The organism is Aquimarina sp. Aq107, assembly GCF_943733665.1.
In the GTDB taxonomy this organism is placed as follows: Bacteria; Bacteroidota; Bacteroidia; order Flavobacteriales; family Flavobacteriaceae; genus Aquimarina.
This window is the reverse complement of record NZ_OX030782.1, coordinates 5,182,691-5,203,099: the sequence shown is the minus strand read 5'-3', so window position 1 is coordinate 5,203,099 and position 20,409 is coordinate 5,182,691. Positions and strand designations below refer to the sequence as shown.

The 20,409-nt window shown below is 32.1% G+C and carries 20 protein-coding genes; 3 read left to right on the top strand and 17 right to left on the bottom strand.

The genetic code is table 11. The annotated features are described in order from the left end of the window. Positions 1–46 precede the first annotated feature (46 nt). The 7 genes from NMK29_RS22490 to NMK29_RS22460 form a co-directional block, all read right to left on the bottom strand. A complete protein-coding gene (locus NMK29_RS22490) occupies positions 47–376 on the bottom strand; it encodes a hypothetical protein (RefSeq protein WP_108804853.1) in 330 nt (109 codons plus the stop codon). A gap of 199 nt (positions 377–575) precedes the next feature. Then, a complete protein-coding gene (gene arfB, locus NMK29_RS22485) occupies positions 576–977 on the bottom strand; it encodes an alternative ribosome rescue aminoacyl-tRNA hydrolase ArfB (RefSeq protein ID WP_108804852.1) in 402 nt (133 codons plus the stop codon). After that, entirely contained in the window at positions 974–2,539 is a 1,566-nt protein-coding gene (locus tag NMK29_RS22480; protein WP_108804851.1) for a DUF4301 family protein, read from the bottom strand. The genes arfB and NMK29_RS22480 overlap by 4 nt, the downstream gene beginning before the upstream one ends. Further along, a complete protein-coding gene (locus NMK29_RS22475) occupies positions 2,536–3,105 on the bottom strand; it encodes an AAA family ATPase (protein WP_108804850.1) in 570 nt (189 codons plus the stop codon). The genes NMK29_RS22480 and NMK29_RS22475 overlap by 4 nt, the downstream gene beginning before the upstream one ends. Further along, positions 3,066–3,698 (bottom strand): nicotinamide riboside transporter PnuC, encoded by a 633-nt coding sequence (pnuC, locus tag NMK29_RS22470; RefSeq protein ID WP_108804849.1) that lies wholly within the window; start codon positions 3,696–3,698, stop codon positions 3,066–3,068. The genes NMK29_RS22475 and pnuC overlap by 40 nt, the downstream gene beginning before the upstream one ends. Further along, the gene (locus NMK29_RS22465) at positions 3,682–3,942 is read right to left on the bottom strand and encodes a hypothetical protein (RefSeq protein WP_027394808.1); all 261 of its coding nucleotides are present in this window, start codon (positions 3,940–3,942) and stop codon (positions 3,682–3,684) included. The genes pnuC and NMK29_RS22465 overlap by 17 nt, the downstream gene beginning before the upstream one ends. Before the next feature lie 34 nt (positions 3,943–3,976). Continuing rightward, positions 3,977–4,606: a 4'-phosphopantetheinyl transferase superfamily protein gene (locus NMK29_RS22460; protein ID WP_027394807.1), complete on the bottom strand. Its 630-nt coding sequence runs from the start codon at positions 4,604–4,606 to the stop codon at positions 3,977–3,979. Between the two features lie 138 nt (positions 4,607–4,744). On the opposite strand from NMK29_RS22460, the gene ahcY reads away from it, so the two are divergent. Then, on the top strand, positions 4,745–6,061 hold the full coding sequence (ahcY, locus tag NMK29_RS22455) for an adenosylhomocysteinase (protein WP_108805468.1): 1,317 nt from the start codon (positions 4,745–4,747) through the stop codon (positions 6,059–6,061). Positions 6,062–6,179: 118 nt separating this feature from the next. Here the strand turns inward: ahcY and NMK29_RS22450 are convergent, their stop codons facing one another. The 7 genes from NMK29_RS22450 to NMK29_RS22420 all read right to left on the bottom strand — a co-directional run bounded on the left by NMK29_RS22450 (position 6,180) and on the right by NMK29_RS22420 (position 13,928). Next, complete coding sequence (locus NMK29_RS22450) at positions 6,180–7,190, bottom strand: phytase (protein ID WP_108804848.1); 1,011 nt, start codon at positions 7,188–7,190, stop codon at positions 6,180–6,182. Positions 7,191–7,207: 17 nt separating this feature from the next. After that, positions 7,208–10,075, bottom strand: a complete 2,868-nt coding sequence (locus NMK29_RS22445) for a TonB-dependent receptor (RefSeq protein ID WP_108804847.1) — start codon at positions 10,073–10,075, stop codon at positions 7,208–7,210. 177 nt (positions 10,076–10,252) lie between these two features. Beyond that, positions 10,253–11,842: a tetratricopeptide repeat protein gene (locus NMK29_RS22440; RefSeq protein ID WP_108804846.1), complete on the bottom strand. Its 1,590-nt coding sequence runs from the start codon at positions 11,840–11,842 to the stop codon at positions 10,253–10,255. 109 nt (positions 11,843–11,951) lie between these two features. Beyond that, positions 11,952–12,287, bottom strand: a complete 336-nt coding sequence (locus NMK29_RS22435) for a hypothetical protein (protein WP_108804845.1) — start codon at positions 12,285–12,287, stop codon at positions 11,952–11,954. Positions 12,288–12,380: 93 nt separating this feature from the next. Continuing rightward, the gene (rpmA, locus tag NMK29_RS22430; protein WP_027394801.1) at positions 12,381–12,641 is read right to left on the bottom strand and encodes a 50S ribosomal protein L27; all 261 of its coding nucleotides are present in this window, start codon (positions 12,639–12,641) and stop codon (positions 12,381–12,383) included. A 36-nt stretch (positions 12,642–12,677) separates the two neighbouring features. After that, positions 12,678–13,358, bottom strand: coding sequence for a 50S ribosomal protein L21 (rplU, locus tag NMK29_RS22425; RefSeq protein WP_108804844.1), 681 nt, complete (start codon positions 13,356–13,358; stop codon positions 12,678–12,680). 96 nt (positions 13,359–13,454) lie between these two features. Next, positions 13,455–13,928: a DUF4199 domain-containing protein gene (locus NMK29_RS22420; protein WP_108804843.1), complete on the bottom strand. Its 474-nt coding sequence runs from the start codon at positions 13,926–13,928 to the stop codon at positions 13,455–13,457. 170 nt (positions 13,929–14,098) lie between these two features. Here NMK29_RS22420 and NMK29_RS22415 point away from each other — a divergent pair, with 170 nt between their 5' ends. Then, on the top strand, positions 14,099–15,424 hold the full coding sequence (locus tag NMK29_RS22415) for a pitrilysin family protein (protein WP_108804842.1): 1,326 nt from the start codon (positions 14,099–14,101) through the stop codon (positions 15,422–15,424). 17 nt (positions 15,425–15,441) lie between these two features. Next, positions 15,442–17,508, top strand: a complete 2,067-nt coding sequence (locus NMK29_RS22410; protein WP_108805467.1) for a pitrilysin family protein — start codon at positions 15,442–15,444, stop codon at positions 17,506–17,508. A gap of 48 nt (positions 17,509–17,556) precedes the next feature. On the opposite strand, the gene NMK29_RS22405 is transcribed toward NMK29_RS22410, so the two are convergent. The 3 genes from NMK29_RS22405 to NMK29_RS22395 form a co-directional block, all read right to left on the bottom strand. After that, positions 17,557–18,432, bottom strand: a complete 876-nt coding sequence (locus NMK29_RS22405) for a DMT family transporter (protein ID WP_108804841.1) — start codon at positions 18,430–18,432, stop codon at positions 17,557–17,559. Between the two features lie 82 nt (positions 18,433–18,514). Beyond that, positions 18,515–19,087, bottom strand: a complete 573-nt coding sequence (gene gldD, locus NMK29_RS22400) for a gliding motility lipoprotein GldD (protein ID WP_108804840.1) — start codon at positions 19,085–19,087, stop codon at positions 18,515–18,517. Next, positions 19,077–20,402, bottom strand: coding sequence for a gliding motility-associated protein GldE (locus NMK29_RS22395; protein ID WP_108804839.1), 1,326 nt, complete (start codon positions 20,400–20,402; stop codon positions 19,077–19,079). Before NMK29_RS22395 ends, gldD begins: the two co-directional genes overlap by 11 nt. Between the last annotated feature and the right edge of the window lie 7 nt (positions 20,403–20,409).

Genomic DNA, 20,409 nt, shown 5'->3' with positions numbered 1-20,409 from the left:
ATATCGTCTTTTGGTTGCAAAACGATATCCTTTTCTACCCCTAGATTTAAGATTTGTCGTCTGGCTTTATCCATTCGCCATTAGCGCTAGCAAATACAACTTTAGTGTAGTTATCTTTACCTTTAAGAATAATTTTATAGGTATTATCCTTAGAAATGTAGGCTTTGTATATACGTAAGTTTTCGAAATCTCTTGCAGCAGCATCTTGAATTGACATTGGTAATTCTACAATTTCAATCTCTGCATACTCCTGTACTTCATATTCATAATCCATAAATTCCCATCCGTCATTTTCCGCCAACTCATCTTGAGCAATCACTCCTTGTGCTGATATAATGCTAACTACTATCGCGATGATCATTTGTAAATTTTTCATTTTTATAATTATTGTAAAAACTTGTCTTACGATATTATAAATAGGAATAATTGTTCCAAAAACTTAATAGCTAAAGAAAATAACATAATGCACTGTTTTATAGGTGTTTAAGTATTTTTTATGAAAACAAAAAACTGTAGAAATTTATGAAATCCACACAAAAGTGTAGAAATTTTACACACTTTCAGAACGGTAACCGTTACAACAGTGGTTTTTTACGATTAGACTTTTTTAAAGCTTGTTTTTTTTTGCTTTCTAATCGTTTCTTGATTGAAGATTTAGTAGGTTTAGACCGTTTTCTAGGTTTAGGAATATATAAGCTTGCTTTTAAAACATCTAAACACCTACTAATTACAAGTTCCTTATTTCTATGCTGGCTTCTGGTATCCCCACAATATAATACTAGGTCACCAGATTTGGTAATTCTTGAAGTTAACTTTTGAGTAATTATCAACTTTTCATCATCAGTCAACCCTTTAGAATCGGATATATTAAAAACAAGTTCAACTTTAGAAGATACTTTATTTACGTGTTGCCCGCCAGCACCGGAACTTCTAACCGCTTTAAACTTAAATTCATTAATTATGATAGCGGTATTCACGAGAAAAGTTTTACTTGATGCGCAGACTTTAATAAATCATTTACAGTTTTAACAGGATTAAATGTGGTTAATGGAACTTCTACAAAAACACTTATCCAATTCGCCATAGCTCCATTCCACAATCCAGGTAATTCTAACGCTTTCAAAACTTTACCATTTAGTGATTTTGTAGTTATAAACCCAGCATCAGGATCGACAAAATCTAATAAATTAAACTTATTACCTTTATAATCTCGAACGCCACAAACCAAATCCACTGGATTAAAATGCGTAGCACTTTTTAAAATATCCTGCTGTCTATTATCTTCCGAATTTATTTGTGGTGTTTCTATAATTTGTAAAACCAATCTTCCATTTTCTTTTTTAATCCAAAAAGGTCCTCCTCCAGGCTCTCCTTCGTTAATCACCATACCACAAACTCTAATTGGTCTGTCTAATGATTCTTTTAAAAATTGAAGTTTATAATTTTCTGAAAACTTATCAAAATCCAAAGGCAGTCTTACATTTAGCTGTTCCACCAAAAATTTCTTGATATCCTTTAATTCTGCCTCTGTAGGAGCTTTTTTATCAATTGCATTTAATATTCTAAATGCTTCATCCTGAATCTCAATTAACTTACCTGCTAATACTTTTTTATACCCAGACACTTCATCCTGGTATTTCCTAACCACTACATTATCAATATTCTTGATATATATAATATCAGAATCTAAATCATTCAGATTTTCTATTAAGGCACCATGCCCTCCTGGTCTAAACAACAATGATCCATCTTCTTTTCTAAATGGTTCATTATTTTCATCTACTGCAATTGTATCTGTTTCTGATTTTTGAAAAGAATATGTAATTATAAAATTTGTATCAGTCTCTGCTTCCACTTTTTTCTTAATTCTTTCGAATTCATCTTTAAATGCATCTAAATGTTCTTTAGAAATTGTAAAATGTAATTTAGAATCACCGTTAATATTTTTATTATACCCGGCAGCTTCAAACAAATGTTCCTCAAAAGAAGTAGATATGCTACTAGTATATTTATGAAACGGTAATAGTCCTTTTGGATAAGCTCCAAAATTTAATCCTTTTTCCTTCAACATCATTTCCACAAAAATGTGAAGCTGTCGTCCTTCTGAGAGTGATGCAAAATTAGGATAAGAACTTTTCACTTTTTGCATAACTATATCATAGAAAGGAAACTTCTCTAGTCCTATTAAAAAAAGTCGTATTGCATTAGCTTTCTCATGGTTGGTATATGAATTCAGACTTTCTTTTCGATATTCGTAATTATCTAAAAACTTAAACAACTCTTTAAACATTCTCGTTGCGGCTCCAGAAGCAGGAACGAACTTAGTTGTATCTAAATTAGTAGATCTTGATTCATATAATTTAGTTAGCTCAGATTGATAGTGTTCAGAAAACTTTAAAATTCCATTCTCTAAACTAGCAGCACTTCTTAATGCTACAAAAGGAATCTCGTTCTTAAATGTCTCTATCTGAGATAATACTTTTTCTACAGTTAATTCTTTTGATCTAATGAGTTTGATATCCTTATCTGTAATATTCACTTTGATTCGTTTATTATTTGGTCAATGTTAGTTTTTGCTTTTTTAAAGCGAGTCTCAGAATCTCCTTTTAAAATAATATAATTACAATTATTCTCTTCTAAAGATTTTTTGAATCGCAAAAACATTTCTTGTCTCTGATGTGGCTTATCTCTTAAATCATCAGGAACCCAAGGAGTGTCAATATAGGTCAAAAGATACAAATCATATGTGTTTTCTTGCGAAAATTTCCGTATAATTTCTGGAACGGATCCATTATAATACGCTTCCGAATACACTTTAATTTCTAAAAGATTTGTATCACAAAACACTATTTTATCTTCCTTTTTAACGGCCTTATTCTCTAATTCCATTTGTCCAGTAGCAATAGGAATCAAATCTTCGTATACACAAACTTCTCTAAGAGTATTCCATTTATTTTGAAGATATATTCTCATATATTCTGGCACCCAAGAAACATTATAATGATTTGCCAATTGTCTGGATAAGGTAGTTTTACCGGTTGATTCAGGACCAAATAATACAATTCTTATGCAGTCACTAGGTTCTTGTCTAAGCTTTTCTTCCATGCTAAATATCCTTGAATTGCCATAAATGTAAAGATCACATACTGAAAACTTGTAAAAGTAAACCCTTTATAAAAGTACAAGGGAATAGAAATAATATCTCCTATAATCCAAAAAATCCAATTCTCTATTTTTCTTCTCGCCATTAACCACATCCCGACAAAAAATATTGCCGTTGTCAATGTGTCTACATATGCGGTCCAATCATTCCATTTATCAAATGTTCTATAAACAACAAATACAAAAACTAAAGTCCCTATAAAAATCAAAAATTGTATTTTCTTTTCTCCAGAAGTGGTTCTAGAAATTGGAGTCGTATGTGTTTCATCTACTTTCCTCGTCCATATATACCAACCATATATACTCATCACAAAATAATATGCGTTGATCATCATATCACCTAATAAAGACCATTTCAATAGTAAATACACATAAATAGAAGTACTAATTAATCCCGTAGGATACACCCATATTTTATTAAACCAAGCAAAAAAAACACTTGCTATCCCGAACAATACCGCAATAACTTCTAAAGAAATATCTAGTGTAGAATATTCTGCATATTGTCCGAAAAGAAAATCAAAAATTTGGCTCATAGTCACTTCTATTACTTTTTACCATTTTCATATAAACCAAAACATGCTCCATATCTCCAAAGGCTTTCCTAATTTCTTTAGTTAAAAACGGCATTACCTCATCATAACCTCCATATACCTGAGTACTCAAAGGATTTTCTAATACTATAAATTTTGAATCTCTAAGTCTTTTTATAAACTTAATAATGTGTTCTTCAAAATCATTTTGTAAAGGGGTAAGTGTTAACTCTATTGATATCTGCATCTTGTCAAATTTTCAAAAATTCTAGTTCTTATACTCAGACATAGGGCAAAGCATATACACAGGTAAACCCATCAAATTCTAAAAAAGTTATATCATAATGACTAATCGTTTCATTATAATGAATACTACCTGCAGTAAAAGGCATATTTAGATCAAATGGCATAATATGTATATTTTGTTCAAAACTCAACCCTGCAGTACCATATAATTTATACAAGGATTCCTTTGCTCCCCAAATAACAGTCAACACTCGGGTTTTGTCCTCTTGTTGATTTACAAAATCTTGTTCAGAATCTACAAACTTATGAGCAATTCTAAGAATTTTTTCGCGTTGTTTTTCAATATCAATACCCACAAGTTTATCGCTTATAATAATTCCTGCATACTCGTAAGAATGTGTTATTGAAATTTGCTTTCCATCTTTTAGATGTGGCTTACCAAAATCATCATAATATAAATCGTGATCATTGTATCCAAAAACTGCTAATAAATGACGGACACTCATAAACCCTCTTCTATGCATATCAGATTTCATATTATCAACGCGATTCTGACAATGATCTGTTAACTTAATTCCTTCAGATAGAGTTTCAAAAGACTCTTCTATCTTCCAAATCAATATATTAGTACTATCATCTACTGTTATAGTTTTGTAAAGAGGCATGTGAATTCTTAAAGTTATTATGTACCTTTGCAAACTGAAATTCAGGACATCAGTATCTTGATTTTCAGGAGACGAATTTAGAATAATTTAGTGCGAAATACTAAAATTATTGCACTTCATAAACATAAAACAGATACTATGAGTACCAAAACAGTACCTTATGTTCCTTACAAAGTTAAAGACATTTCATTAGCTGCCTGGGGAAGAAAAGAAATCGAACTAGCAGAAGCTGAGATGCCAGGTCTTATGTCCCTTAGAGAAGAATATAAAGACGAACAACCTCTTAAAGGTTCTCGTATCGCAGGGTGTCTTCATATGACTATCCAAACTGCTGTGTTAATAGAAACATTACAAGCTCTTGGTGCAGAGGTTACTTGGAGTTCTTGTAACATATTTTCTACACAAGATCAAGCTGCAGCTGCTATTGCTGATGCAGGAATTCCTGTATATGCTTGGAAAGGCATGAACGAGGAAGAGTTTGACTGGTGTATTGAGCAAACTTTATTCTTTGGAGAAGATCGCAAACCATTAAATATGATTCTTGATGATGGTGGTGATTTAACAAATATGGTATTAGATCGTTATCCAGAATTAGCTGAGGGAATTAAAGGTTTATCGGAAGAAACTACAACAGGTGTTCATAGATTATATGAAAGAGTAAAAAATGGAACGTTACCAATGCCTGCTATCAATGTAAATGACTCTGTTACTAAATCTAAATTTGATAACAAATACGGATGTAAAGAAAGTGCAGTAGATGCAATAAGAAGAGCAACCGATGTGATGCTAGCAGGAAAACGAGTTACTGTTTGTGGTTATGGTGATGTTGGTAAAGGTACTGCAGCTTCTTTTAAAGGTGCAGGAAGTATCGTTACTGTGACTGAGATTGATCCTATTTGTGCTCTACAAGCAGCAATGGACGGTTTTGAAGTAAAAAAACTAGAAACTGTTATTGGAAATAGTGATATTGTAATTACCACAACAGGAAATAAAGATATCGTTCAGGGTCATCATTTTGAAGCATTAAAGGATAAAGCTATCGTATGTAATATCGGACATTTTGATAATGAAATCGATATGGCTTGGCTAAACGAAAAGTATGGTCACACTAAAGATACTATCAAACCTCAAGTCGACAAGTATAACGTAAACGGAAATGATGTAATCATTCTTGCTGAAGGTCGTTTAGTAAATCTAGGTTGTGCTACAGGTCACCCAAGTTTTGTAATGAGTAATTCTTTTACAAATCAGACGTTAGCACAAATTGAGCTTTGGAAAAACAGTGAAAAATATGGTAATGAAGTATATATGCTACCAAAACATTTAGATGAAAAAGTAGCAAAATTACACTTAGAGAAGATCGGAGTAGAATTAACAGAATTAAGAAACGATCAAGCTGAATATATTGGTGTAACTATTGAAGGTCCTTTTAAACCTGAACATTACAGATACTAAAATCAGATAATAATTCCTCTACTTAAAATTGAATTTAAGTTTTTAGCAGGAATATATTATAAAAAACTCCTTGTTTTAGACAAGGAGTTTTTTTTTTCAGCTTAAACTATAAATAAGTTTACAACCCCAATCTACTTAAATCGTAGAAATAAAAATCCTTTTGCTCATTCATTGCAACAAAAAGACCCTTTGTAAAAGTAGTACCCAAGGGAATTGTAACTACATCACACCCATCTGTTGCTGTAGTTCCTAAATTTATAGCCTTAATATAACTATTATCTTTTCTAGAGAAAACATTAAATTGTCCCTTTTGCTGATCAGACACAATTAAAAAACCCTGACCATTTTCTTTGGAAGCAATCGCAATACCTTCAATATCTTCTTTAAAAAATTCACCTCCAAAAAAAGCTAATTCTTCATTTCCCATCTTAACGTCTGCATAATATTTTCTAATACCAACACCTTCATCAGAATAATACACAAACCCAAGCTCATCGTCTACTGCTATTGCTTCTATCTCCTTTTGCTTACTAAACTTTCCAAATTTCCTAACTAACTTAGCGTGTACTCCCAAACTATCACTTACCAGTTGATATTGGTAGAGGTAATCATTTTCGGGTCCTGATTTCCTACTTACAATTGCGGTAACACTATGGTTATCCGGATTTTTATACAAACCTATTCCCATAGGCCTTCTTAACTCTAGGTTTTTTTCATCTTCAAAAACAGGAAAACCACCATCATCAAGTGGTTTCATATCAGGAACCGAAAATAAGCGGATTTGATTTTTTTCTCTTTCAGTAAAAACAATAATATCAGTTGTAGTAGAATCATTTAACCTAAATCCATATTCCAAATCGATATTATTTGGGTATTTTATATCTCTGATCACTTTTTCAGGAATTACCTTCCCATCTAAATCAAAGGCATAAATAGCCCCGTTAGTATCTTTATCGGTTCCAAAAATTATACTTTTCGAAGGATCAGTTGGATGAACCCATATTGCAGGGTCATCAGTATCATATAACACTTTTTCTGTAATCAAATCTGGTTTGATTAACGGTTCTTTTTTATCGCACGAAATAATAAGTGAAGCACTCACTACAAGAATTAGTCTATAAATTTTCATAAAATAAATTATCTGTATTATTTCTTAAAAAGATCATATTTCAAACCAAAAGTAAGGCGTCTTTCGTAATATTCTGCCTGCATTGTTCTTTCTGATATTCCCTGATAAAAACGTAATGGTTGATTGGTAATATTATTTAAATCTGCATAAACACTTAAATTCTTCGTAATTGCATAGCTTACATTAAAATCCAGAAAAAACTGCTTATCATAATACCTGTCTTCAAAAGAGTTTCCACCTATCTCATCTATATATGCATCAGAAAAATTAGCAGACAATCGTAAACTTAGCTTATTGTTGTTATATCCTAAAGATCCGTTAAACATATTTGGTGATGTATTCGGAAGATCGAGATCTGATCGTTCTTCTCCATCTTCATTTCGGATTCCATCTGCACTAGAAGTAAGAAATGTGTAATTAAGATATACACTAAAATTCTTAGCAAAACCAGGTAAAAAATCTAGTTGACGTTGAATAGATAACTCTGCTCCAAAAATAGAAGCATTTTCTCCATTAAGTGGCTGAAAAATATCAAACCCCTCTGTACCTGCACCAAATCCATCATCCTCAGTTTCTCCTCTAAAAGTATAAATAAAATTATCTATTTTTTTGTAAAATAAACCTCCAGATAATATTCCAACTGATTTAAAATAATGTTCAGCCATTACATCAAAATTCATAGAAGTAGTTGGATCAAGATCAGGGTTACCCGTAACAATCTCCTCATCCCCAAATAATACATCAAGAGATGGCACTAAATCAACATAATTGGGTCTTGCTAATGTATTGGTCCAAGCAAATCTAAAAACGGTTTGCGAATTAAGATCATATTTCAAATGTATTCCTGGCAACACATTTATATATGATTGCTCTTCTGTTACCTCACCCACTCTATTTTCTTCATCTTCAATTTGATTTCCAGTAGCATTAATTTTGGTATGTTCTAATCTAATACCTGCCAATAGGCTAAACTTTTCTGAAAGCTTTTGATTCGCCATAAGATATCCTGCCAACACATCTTCTTCTACATCATAATTAGCTCTTAAAAACTCATCAGGAACCGATTCTCCATCTACAAGACTAAGGCTTCCCAACCATCTTTCATCTGCATATAATCCAGCTTGGTATTGACTTCCAGCAAGAAAATCAGGATCACTATAACTACGGGTAGGAACATTTCCCAACGTAGGAACACTTCCTTCTAAATCAAATTCAAAAAAGTCATTATCTCTTAATTTACTTTTCAATCTACTTCGTATTCCAAACTTTATAGTTCCATTACCCTTACCAAAAAAATCCGAGGATAATTCAGCATTTACAAAGAAGTTAATGTCTTGCTCTTCTGTATATTGATTTTCTTCGGTAATCTCACCAAATTCAAAAGCAGATACATCATTAGCATCAGCACTATTAACAGGCATATATATCGGAAATTCTGGATCAGAGTTATCATTAATTATACTATATTCTGATTGATATTCCGCATATCTTTCATTAAGCCTTTCCTCTGACGCTTTAGCAAATGAGACCATCCAATCTATCTTAACATTTCCAAACAAATGATCTCCACCTAAACTATAATTCTGCATACGCTGATCTTCTAATCTTCGGTTTTTACTCCTATTATTATCTATTCCGCCTTTCGTTTGTCGCGCTACTTGGACTGGAAAACGAGTAAGATTCCCATTCACCACCTCAAAATCGCTTGCTTCTATATCTTCCGCATCTAATATTTGATGCTCTAATCGAAATCTATTTTCTCTATCATCGCGCCAGTTATAGATTGTTTTCAGATACATCGAATTGTTATTATCAAATTCGTAATCAAAATTTGCTGCAAAACTTCTTCTAATTCTCTGAACGAGATATGTTCTTATCTGAAATTCATTAGTATACGGATTTACAGAAACCTCATCTAATATTGGTTCGCCATCGGCATCATCAACACCTGTATAAAACTCAAACTCATCTGTCCATTGCGCCTCGATATTGTCAGACCCAAAATCATTATCATTAATTGATGCTGATAACATCCATCCAAACTTTTTGTTTTTAGATCGATCTCCAACTAAAAAAGAACCATTTAATATTCTTTTATCTGTAATGAAATTAATTCCTGAACCCAAGGTAGCAGAAAGCCTAAACCCTTGTGGAGCTGTTCTAGTTACTAGATTAACAGACCCTCCTAAAGCATCCGCCTCCATATCGGGAGTTACTGCCTTATTAACCTCTATGGTTTGAATCATATCGGACGGTATTAAATCCATCTGTACATTTCTATTATCACCTTCTGCAGAAGGGATTCTACTTCCATTTAATGTTACAGAATTTAACTGAGGAGATAAACCTCTTACAATAATATTTCGTGCCTCTCCTTGATCTACCTGCATAGTTATCCCTGGAATACGCTTTACCGCATCTCCAATGTTAGCATCAGGAAATTTTCCTATTTGATCCGTTGATACTACATTAGTAATATTAATATTATTCTTCTGCGTATTTAAAGCTCTTGCTTGCCCGCTATTTCCATAAGCCGAAATAGTAACATCATCTAATTGAACACCTTCTGCTTGCAGTGATAAAGAGACAAAAGTAGTTCGAGAAGAAGAGACATTCACTTTTTTTTGTAAATCAGCATATCCAAGATATTTCACTAAGATCATATAGCTGCCTTCCTCTATATTAACAAGTGTAAACTTTCCGTCAAAATCAGAAATGGTTGCTTTGTTTATCGAATTAATTATAATAGAAGCTCCTGGCATGGAAATTCCATTCTCATCGGTAATAATTCCTTTAACAGAACCTTTCTGAGCCTGTACAAAATGTGTACTCAAAAAGAAAATGAGCGTTACAGATACTAATTTTAGTAATTTGATTGGTGTCATTTGTTAGTGTTTTAAAATCACTATAAAACTACTGCTACACAATGTTTTACTTTAAAAACGTAAAGCAACAAAGGATAAACATTTTTCTTAATAACGATAAACAACAAGGCAACAATTAAGATTTTTTTACATTACAATAACATAGACTAAAAGAACAGTTCATTTTTCTGGTTTTTACTACAAAGCAATCATAAAATTGACCAACTCTTCTTTTTGGTTTATAGGTAGTTTTTTTCGTAATCTATATCGAGCTACTCTTACACTATCCGGAGTAACTCTAAGAATAGAAGCAATTTCTTTTGAAGATAAATTGAGTCGTAATAACATTCCTAAACGCAATTCTGAAGGTGATAGTTTGTCTTCAGATAACTGGGATAATCTCTTAATAAAATCTGGATGAATCTCTTTAAAAAAATTATGGAATTCGTCCCATTCTCTTTCTTGCTTTAAGTTGAAATTAATCTCTTTTACTATACGTTTTATATTGGTATTTACATCTATCCCTTTTCTATCCGCTATATTAGATAGGGTAGAAGACAAATCAGATAAAATTTTATTTTTCTGAGACAGATGAAGGCTATATCTGGATAATGTAGATGTCTTTAAGTGAATTTCCCTTTGTAAGTTTTTTTCTTCAAACTCCTTCTTCTCTAATTCTGCTTTCAAAGTTCTTTGTTCAAACTCCTGAATTTTTAAGCTCTCTTTCCCTTTCTTTCGATAATAAATATATAGGACACTTACAATTAACATAATAGCAGCTAAACTAACTAATAACAGATTTTGATTAGCACGACTAATTTCTTTTTGTTGCAATAATGCACTTATTTGAGCTTCTTTTCGTTTGGTTTCATAAATTACCTGAAGTGTATTCAGTTGATTAATATTTTCAGACAGAATAAGCTCTTCATTAATTTTTTCACTTTTGGAAAGATGATCAAAAGCTTTTTTAAAATCTCCCATAAGGTTATAAGTTTTAGAAAGATCCTTGTGAGCGCTTTTAATTTGATATTTATCCTGAAAATACAGCGCCCATTGATGCGCTTTATTCGTATATTCTATAGCTTTACTATAATTTCCAGTTTTTCTACATATATCTCCTAAATTATTAAAAACGCTAATTTTTCCAGCCTTATCCATTTTTTCAAAGTACTCATTTGACTTTTTAAAATATTCATAAGCTACATCGTACTGTTCTAAATCTTCGTATATACTTCCTAAGTTTTCATTTACAACAGCAACACCTTCAATATTCTGAAGTTCCGAGAATATTTTAAGACTCTCTTTTTGATATTGCAAAGCTCTAAGATAATCGCCTTCTTTTTCAAAACAAGACCCTAGCAATCTTTTAGCAATAGCTACTCCTTTTTTATATCCAAATTTAGAGGATATTGATTTGCTCTGATTAAAATACTGCTTGGCTTTAGGAAAATTCTTTGTAGAGAGATATATGTTACCTATCTCGTTTTTCAGAAGGACAAAAAGAGTGTCTTTCTCTTCAATTAAAACTAGAGCCTTATTATATTGTTCTAAAGCTTCATCATATACTCTTGCATTTTGATAAAAGCCACCTAAAAGAAAATACTTCTCAGCAATACCAATAGGTGATCCTTTTTTCTGAGCAGTTCTTAACTCTACTCTTAAAACCTGCAATGCATCATTAATCTGTTTCTTATCTTTTTCTAAACTATTATCAACCTGTGCAACAACTTTACAAAAAGAAATAATTAACAATATACATATAAGTAACCATGACAATTCTTGTCTCATAACAATCTATTACAAAACTCTTACTAAAAAGTAAAAATCTTATAAATCTAGTGATACACCTATTATAGAATGTTATTTAGATATTATTTTTATGTTACACCTTAGTCTTTTATTTCCTCTTCCTAAAAATATAACTCATCCATACGGGATCATTTTCTTCGGACACCACAGATTGACGATCTACGAACTCCCAATTAGCAGCATTCATATAGTTTAACAAATCAGAAGTCCCTTCTAAATCTTCGATTTCTTTAATCGTGATCTGCTTACCTTCCAATGATTTTTGTTCTTGTACTTTCACCCTTTTAACCCGCCCACTATTATTAGCTTTTTGGACTACAATGATTTCTAAATAATCATATTTTGGTATTTCCTGAGATATTGCGGTGGTTGTGGTTACCAGAAAAACAAAAAAGAACAAAATTCTATGCATTGATAATTTCATGAAATTTATATTTTAAGAGTTATAGTTTAAATAAAAAGCCCTTTTCAAATTAATTTGAAAAGGGCTTCATCTTTATTACAAAGGAAAATATTCTTATGCTTCAAAAGGAACTATAGAAACATAAGATTTATTATCTTTTTTCTTAGTGAATTTAACTACACCATCTACTCTTGCGTGTAACGTGTGGTCTTTACCAGCATAAACATTCTCACCTGGTTTGTGTGCCGTACCTCTTTGTCTTACAATGATGTTACCGGCTATGGCAGCTTGTCCACCAAAAATCTTAACACCTAAACGTTTCGATTCTGATTCTCTACCATTCTTAGAACTACCAACTCCTTTTTTATGAGCCATTTTCTTAAGGTTTTATATCGTTAATAATAACGGAGATTATTTTTCAATCCCGCCGTCTAATTTATCTTGCCATTCTTTTAACTCATCCCACTTACCATCAGCAGCCATTTCAGCTTGCTTAGGCCAAGTATCAGGAACGTGATTTCCACGTACATCTTTAATGAACTCTGCAATTTGCTTAGGATCTGCTTTAGAAAGATCAGCAAAAGTAACGATTCCATTAGCCTTTAAAGTTTCAGCTATTTTTGGTCCGATACCTTCAATCTTTTTTAGATCATCTGCTTTAGCTGATTTCTTAGGAGCAGCTTTCTTTGGTGCTTCTTCTTTTTTAGGAGCAGCAACTTTAGCTTCTACTTTCTTTTCAGTTTTCTTAGCTTCTTTCTTTGGTGCAGCTTTTTTAGCTCCAGAAGCAACTATACTTTCAATTACGATTTCAGTAAGAGATTGACGGTGACCATTTTTAACACGGTATCCTTTACGTCTCTTTTTCTTGAAAACAATAACTTTATCACCTCTAAGGTGTCTTGTGATTTTTGCTCCTACTTGAGCTCCATCTATAGCCGGGGCGCCTAAAGTAACTTTGTCTCCATCTGCAGTAAGAAGTACTTTGTCAAAAGAAACTTTATCTCCTTCTTCTCCTGCTAAACGATGAACAAAAACTTTTTGGTCTTTTGCAACTTTAAATTGCTGCCCTGCTATCTCTACAATTGCGTACATAGCGTAACGTTTAATTAATTTTTTATATAAAGAACTATCACTTATCTAAAATAAGCGGATGCAAATATACTGCTAATTAATTAACTGACAAATATTTTACGCTTTTATAGGAGGAGAATTATGTGTTTTTTTGATGTTCCAACTTTCTTTTAATAATTGCATAAAAGACAATGTTAAGACAAAGGTAGTTGCAAAACCCATAATAACTGCTACAAACACTACTATTCCTACACCCACATGGTAATGCGAACTCCAATTAGCTAGCATTTCTGGAAGAAAATTAGTATTTATATTAGTAACATAAATAGCAAAGAAAATAGTAAAAATAAGAGTAGCATTGAATCCTGTGAACAATCCAGCCATAAAACCTTTTTGATATTCAAATTCGCTTCTCTTTTCGAATTTATAATCTTTCATAGCTTTATACAATCCAAAGGCAACAATTATTCCATTACCTAAACTAAAAACCGGATTTGTTTGCACCCCAAATAATGATAAAATTAGAAAATACGCAATCAGCCCTACTGCGATTAAAGAACCATATCTAACGGGAATTGTAGACTTTTTCATAATTTTTATTATTTAGATTTAACAGAAATTTATGGATAATTAGTCATTCTTTGGCTTAAAGAACTGTTAATTTATTAAAAACAAGTACTTTAGGTCGATAAAATTCTTTTTCGTTAAAATCATAACAAAATGCGATCTTTGCAAAAATTCAATAAACAAAATTATTACTAATGAAAAATAAACTTTACACAATCGCTTGTGCGCTCTTGATTGGAATTTCCGGAAGTGCTCAAGAAGTAGAATTTACAGAATATAACTTAGATAATGGTCTACATGTAATTTTACATCAAGAAAATAAAGCACCTGTAGTAACTGTAGGTGTTATGTATCACGTAGGCGCAAAAGATGAAGAAAAAGGAAGAACCGGTTTTGCTCATTTTTTCGAACACCTATTATTCGAAGGGACAGAAAACATAGAAAGAGGAAAGTGGTTTGATATCGTTTCTGCAAACGGTGGAAGAAACAACGCTAACACTACTCAGGATAGAACTTATTACTACGAAACATTACCTTCTAACAATCTAGAACTAGGATTATGGATGGAATCTGAACGTATGTTACATCCTGTAATCAATAAAATTGGAGTAGACACCCAGAATGAAGTTGTAAAAGAAGAAAAAAGACAACGAATAGATAATGCGCCTTATGGTAAAATTATTTACAAGACTGGGATAAATAAATATCTGTTCAAAAAACACCCTTATGGTCAATCTGTGATCGGAAGTATGGAAGACCTTGACGCTGCTAAACTTGATGAGTTCGTAGCTTTTAATAAAAAATACTATAACCCAAATAATGCAACCTTAGTAGTAGCTGGAGATATCCAAATTGAAGATGCTAAGAAAATGATTTCGGATTATTTTGGTTCTATTAAAAATAATGGAGAAAAAATAACAAGAACGACAATAGTAGAAGATCCTATTACATCAGAAATCACTGCGGTAGAAAAAGATGCAAACATCCAAATCCCTGCAAAAGTATTAGTATACAGAACGCCTAAGCAAACTGAAAAAGACGCCTATGTGTTAGATTATATCTCTACTATTTTAACAGGAGGAAACAGCTCTAGAATGCAGAAAAACATGGTAGAGGATAAAAAAATGGCATTACAAGTAATCGCCTTTACAGATTCTCAAGAAGACTATGGCACTTATCTAATGGGAGCTTTACCTCTTGGAGATGTTAGTTTAGATAAACTTCTAGCAGAAATGGATAGTGAAATCGAAAAGTTACAAAATGAACTAATTTCTGAAAGAGAATTCAATAAACTTCAGAATCAATTTGAAAATAACTTCGTGAACTCTAACTCTAGTATTGAAGGAATTGCAAATTCATTGGCTCGTTACAACATGCTTTATGACGATACTAATCTTATCAATAAAGAAATTGAAATCTACAGATCAATTACCAGAGAAGACATTCAAAATGTTGCTAAGAAATATCTGAATAAAAATCAACGTCTTAATCTTGACTACTTACCAGAGTCAAGCAAATAATATAAATGAATACAGAAATGAAAAAAAATATAACCTTTATCATAGCTTTTTTATTGGTTGCAATAAGTGCTCAAGCACAGATAGATCGATCAAAAATGCCAAAATCAGGACCTACTCCTGTTATAAATTTAGGAGAGCCATATACATTTAAAATGGGTAATGGACTTACCGTTCTTGTTGTAGAAAACAAAAAGCTACCGAGAATCACAGTAAGCTTATCATTAGACAACCCTCCAAATGCTGAAGGCGACAAAGCTGGAATCGAAGGAATAGTATCCCAAATAATGGGAAAAGGGACTAAAGACATTAGCAAAGATGCTTTTAATGAAGAAGTTGATTTTCTTGGTGCTTTCATTAATACGGGAGCATCAGGTGGATTCGCACAATCCTTATCTAAATATTCTGATCGTATCATCGAACTTTTTGCAAAAGCTTCTTTAAATCCAAACTTTACGCAAGAGGAGTTAGACCTTGAAAAGAAAAAACTTATCGAAGGTATTAAATCAGGAGAAAATAGTGCAGAAGCAGTTGCTGATCGAGTAAGAAGCGTTCTTGGTTACGGAAAAAATCACCCAGCTGGAGAGTACATCACAGAAAAAACAATTAATAATATCACATTAGCAGATGTAGAAAAATACTATAGAAACTACTTTGTTCCTGCAAATGCATATATGGTAATTAGTGGAGACATCAGTAATGATAAAGCTAAAGAATTAGTAGAAAAGAATTTTACTTCTTGGAAAGCCGGGAAAGCTCCTTCTTTTGGAATTCCAGAAGTTAAAGACGCACAATATAGACAGATCAATTTTATTGATATGCCAAATGCTGTACAAACAGAAATGGCTGTAATGAACGTTTCTAACTTAAAGATGGCTGACGAAGATCATCACGCTGCATTAGTTACTAATTATGTTCTAGGTGGATCATTTGGTAGTTATATCAATATGAACCTGAGAGAAGAACACGGGTATACATACGGAGGACGATCTACATTACCAAGAAACAAAAACTTTAAAACTCTATTTAGAGCTACAGCCAAAGTAAGAAATATGGTAACAGATAGTGCTGTTGTAGAAACTCTAAAAGAAATTAAAAGAATTAGAACTGAAGATGTAGATGACGAAGTATTAAAAAATGCAAAAGCAAAATTCTTAGGAGACTTTATTCTAGCTTCCGAAAATGATAGAACAATAGCCGCAAGAAGTATTGATATCAAAACTCAAAATCTTCCAAAAGATTTTTACGAAACTTTTATTGCAAAAATCAACGCAGTTAGCAAAGCTGATATTAAAAGAATTGCTAACAAATATTTTAATCTAGACAAAGCTAGAATTGTATTAGTTGGTAAAGGAAGTGATGTTTTAGAAAATCTGGAGAAAATTAGCTTCGAAGGAAAGAAAATTCCTATTCTATATTTTGACAAATATGGAAATAAAACTGAAAAACCTGATTACAATGCAGCTACCCCAGAGGGAGTTACTGCCCAGTCAGTTTTAGATAATTATTTAAAAGCTATAGGCGGTAAAGATAAATTGACAGCAGTACAATCTACTTTTACTACAGCCGAAGCATCTATGGGAGGAGCAACACTTCAGATGATTTCTAAAGTTACTTCGAAAAACCAAACGCTTACCGATATATTATTTGGAGGTAACTCTGTAAACAAAAATGTGTTCGACGGTACTAAAGGATATGCTATGGCTCAAGGTCAAAAAATTGACTATACAGAAGCTCAAATTGCTGATGCAAAAAAAGAAATATACCCTTTCCCGGAACTAAAAAATACAGATGCTAAACTAGAAGGTCTTGAACCTTACGAAAATGGTAAAGCCTATAAAGTTAAAATAAGCGATAAGAGAACCTCTTATTTCGATACGGAAACAGGATTAAAAATAAAAGATATTGTAATCCAGGAACAAGGAGGTCAAAAAATACCTTCTACAATTGGATATAGCAATTACAAAGAGGTAAATGGAATCAAATTCCCTCATACAATGTCAATATCTGCTGGTCCACAGAAGTTTGATTTTAATGTTTCAGAAATTAAAATTAACGAAGGAGTAACAGAAGAAGATTTTAAATAAAATCTATAACTCAGTTATTTATAAAGGTCCGTTCTAATAAACGGGCCTTTATTTTTTTCGATTAGCGATATATACTCCTAAAATTATTATCCCAGTAGCAATTACTTGATAAAAAGAAAATTCTTCGCCATCCAGCAACCCCCACATTAAAGCTACTATCGGAATTGTATACGTTACCGAAGTGGCAAAAACAGGACTACTCATTTGAACTAATTTATTGAATAAAACCTTAGCAATTCCGGTTCCCACTACTGCAAGAATAGAAATATACATCAAACTTGTATGTACTTCAGGATTACCTATTACCGTATTATTAAAAAAATCAGAATAATATAGTACTATAATAGAAGGAATTACTAATACAACAAAATTACCATTAGCTATCGCCATAGGAGAAATTTCTTGCATATAACGTTTTATTATATTTACGTTAGTCGCATAGCAAACAGAAGCACAAAGCACTAACGCCGCGTACCAATAATTCTGATTAGGGTTTATAGAAGCTCCTTCCCATATAAGAGCCAAACATCCAATTAACCCAACAACAACTCCAATCAGTTGATTTCTACTAAATCGAATAGAGAATAGCAGTACCCCTAATATTAAGGTAACAAGTGGAGTTGTGGAATTAAGAACAGAAGCGATACCACTATCTATTTCTGTTTCTGCAAAAGCAAATAAAAATGCTGGAATAAATGTCCCTAAAAAACCGGAAACAACAATCCACTTCCACTCTCCTTTCTTAATGGTTTTCATACTTCTGAAACCAATCAGGAACAAAAAAATTGCTGCGAACAGGGTTCTTAAAGCTCCTAACTGCATAGGGGTAAGACCTATCAACGACTTCTTAATTAGTATAAATGAACTACCCCATACCAGCGAAAGTATCGCAAGATATATCCATTTTAGTTTTGAGTTTTGCATCAGTCATTTAATAAGCTGCAAAAATCAATAAAATTAAACAAGTGGTAATGTTTTATATAGAAAAATTAACGAACGTTTAGCGTTATTCTTTCCATTGAATTGTTTCCATAAAATGAACAACATCATTTCTTAGATATTTCGCCGCAGGAAGAATTGAATCATAATTTGGTTTTACTTTAAAGTACACTGAACCAGAAACAAAATGATTAAGACTATCTGTTACATAAAATTGGCAAGAAGAAGCAGCATTTCCCGTAACTTCAAAAATGCTTCCATAAACTTTTTTATCCGGCAGAATAAAATCTTTTTGATCTATTCCATCAGCTTTAATATGGTGTTCTTGTGTTAAGTTTTGTGCATCTCTTAATAACGAGTCTAAGTTTTTATCTACATTGTAATACGAAACGTAAATAGTTGCATTCAGTTTCGGATAATCAATATTATACCAACATTCTTTATTGTTTTTTGCTTTCTCGAAAGTTGCTATATTGTTTTTTTCAAAAGTATATGAACAATCCAATGTAGCCTTTTCATATTTTGGAGACGGATAGGCCAATCGTAACATACCTTTAGGCTTGGGTAAAACATCTCCACCACAAGAATAGAAAACACTTGCAATCACTATCACAAAAAAATTATAAAATTTACTCTTCATCAATCGTCAATTTAATTCTTTTGATACGTTTATTATCCAAAGACTCTATTTTAAATATATATTTTTCTAATACAATTACATCTCCTCTTTTTGGGAAACTTCCAGATATTTCTAAAAGTAATCCGGCAATCGTCTCCGCATCCCCTTTTTTATTTTCAAAAATAGCATGATCCTCCAACTTTAGCACTTTATAAAAATCTTTTAAAGAAGTTCTTCCTTCGAACACGTAGTTGAGATCATCTAACTTAGAAAATATTAAATCTTCGTCATCAAATTCATCACTAATATCCCCAACTATTTCTTCAATAATATCTTCTAAAGAAATCAAACCACTTGTTCCACCATATTCGTCTACCACAATTGCTAAATGATTCTTTTTATTCTTAAAATCATTAAGTAAATCGTCTAACTTCTTATTTTCTGGAACAAAATAGGGTTCTCTTACAAGATCTACCCAATTATAATCTTTATGATTGATATAAGGCAATAAATCCTTTACATAAAGAATCCCAACAACTTTATCAATACTATCTTCATATACCGGAATACGAGAATATCCTTTTTCTATAATTTCAGGAATAACCTCAGTATATTTCATATCTCGATTTAAGGCAAAAATATCTATCCTAGGTTTCATTACCTGTTTGGTATCAGTATTACCAAAAGAAACGATACCTTCTAAAATTTTCTTCTCCTCAGAAGTAGTATCAGTGTCTGAGGTTAACTCCAATGCTTGTGATAATTGATCAACACTGATATTCGATTTCTGCTTACCTAATTTATTATGAATTCGCATCGTCACACTTCTCATTGGCAAGCTAATCGGAGTAATAATCCAGTCCAAAACTCCTAATGGTCTTGCCATAAAATTGGCAAATTTTACTTTATTTCTACTCGCATATATCTTTGGTAAAATTTCTCCAAATAATAAAATAAGGAATGCTACAATAATTACCTCTACTACAAATCTTACATCCATCCAGCCCCACCAAACGATATCAAGATCTTTAAAATAAATCTCTCCTAAAGCATCAAAGAGTAATACAATAGCAATATTTATAAAATTATTAGCCACTAATATTGTAGCTAATAATTTCTTTGGTCTACTTAATAACTTTGATATTATCTTTTGATTTGCAGTCTCTTCCTCTCCTTCTATTTTAAGATCTGACGGAGTAAGTGAAAATAAGGAGACTTCACTGCCCGAAATTAATGCAGAACAAATCAATAGTAAAATAAGGGCAAGTAAATTAATTGCTTGTATAGAATCAAAAGCAACAAATAAAACAAATAAAGGTTCGGGATCAGGATCCAAATTATAG

Excerpts from the sequence above, each read along its gene's own strand:
- NMK29_RS22490 (WP_108804853.1), bottom strand. The coding sequence starts at position 376 with ATGAAAAATTTACAAATGATCATCGCGATAGTAGTTAGCATTATATCA.
- NMK29_RS22475 (WP_108804850.1), bottom strand. The coding sequence starts at position 3,105 with ATGGAAGAAAAGCTTAGACAAGAACCTAGTGACTGCATAAGAATTGTA.
- pnuC (WP_108804849.1), bottom strand. The coding sequence starts at position 3,698 with ATGAGCCAAATTTTTGATTTTCTTTTCGGACAATATGCAGAATATTCT.
- NMK29_RS22465 (WP_027394808.1), bottom strand. The coding sequence starts at position 3,942 with ATGCAGATATCAATAGAGTTAACACTTACCCCTTTACAAAATGATTTT.
- NMK29_RS22460 (WP_027394807.1), bottom strand. The coding sequence starts at position 4,606 with ATGCCTCTTTACAAAACTATAACAGTAGATGATAGTACTAATATATTG.
- ahcY (WP_108805468.1), top strand. The coding sequence starts at position 4,745 with ATGAGTACCAAAACAGTACCTTATGTTCCTTACAAAGTTAAAGACATT.
- NMK29_RS22450 (WP_108804848.1), bottom strand. The coding sequence starts at position 7,190 with ATGAAAATTTATAGACTAATTCTTGTAGTGAGTGCTTCACTTATTATT.
- NMK29_RS22445 (WP_108804847.1), bottom strand. The coding sequence starts at position 10,075 with ATGACACCAATCAAATTACTAAAATTAGTATCTGTAACGCTCATTTTC.
- NMK29_RS22440 (WP_108804846.1), bottom strand. The coding sequence starts at position 11,842 with ATGAGACAAGAATTGTCATGGTTACTTATATGTATATTGTTAATTATT.
- NMK29_RS22435 (WP_108804845.1), bottom strand. The coding sequence starts at position 12,287 with ATGAAATTATCAATGCATAGAATTTTGTTCTTTTTTGTTTTTCTGGTA.
- rpmA (WP_027394801.1), bottom strand. The coding sequence starts at position 12,641 with ATGGCTCATAAAAAAGGAGTTGGTAGTTCTAAGAATGGTAGAGAATCA.
- rplU (WP_108804844.1), bottom strand. The coding sequence starts at position 13,358 with ATGTACGCAATTGTAGAGATAGCAGGGCAGCAATTTAAAGTTGCAAAA.
- NMK29_RS22420 (WP_108804843.1), bottom strand. The coding sequence starts at position 13,928 with ATGAAAAAGTCTACAATTCCCGTTAGATATGGTTCTTTAATCGCAGTA.
- NMK29_RS22415 (WP_108804842.1), top strand. The coding sequence starts at position 14,099 with ATGAAAAATAAACTTTACACAATCGCTTGTGCGCTCTTGATTGGAATT.
- NMK29_RS22410 (WP_108805467.1), top strand. The coding sequence starts at position 15,442 with ATGAAAAAAAATATAACCTTTATCATAGCTTTTTTATTGGTTGCAATA.
- NMK29_RS22405 (WP_108804841.1), bottom strand. The coding sequence starts at position 18,432 with ATGCAAAACTCAAAACTAAAATGGATATATCTTGCGATACTTTCGCTG.
- gldD (WP_108804840.1), bottom strand. The coding sequence starts at position 19,087 with ATGAAGAGTAAATTTTATAATTTTTTTGTGATAGTGATTGCAAGTGTT.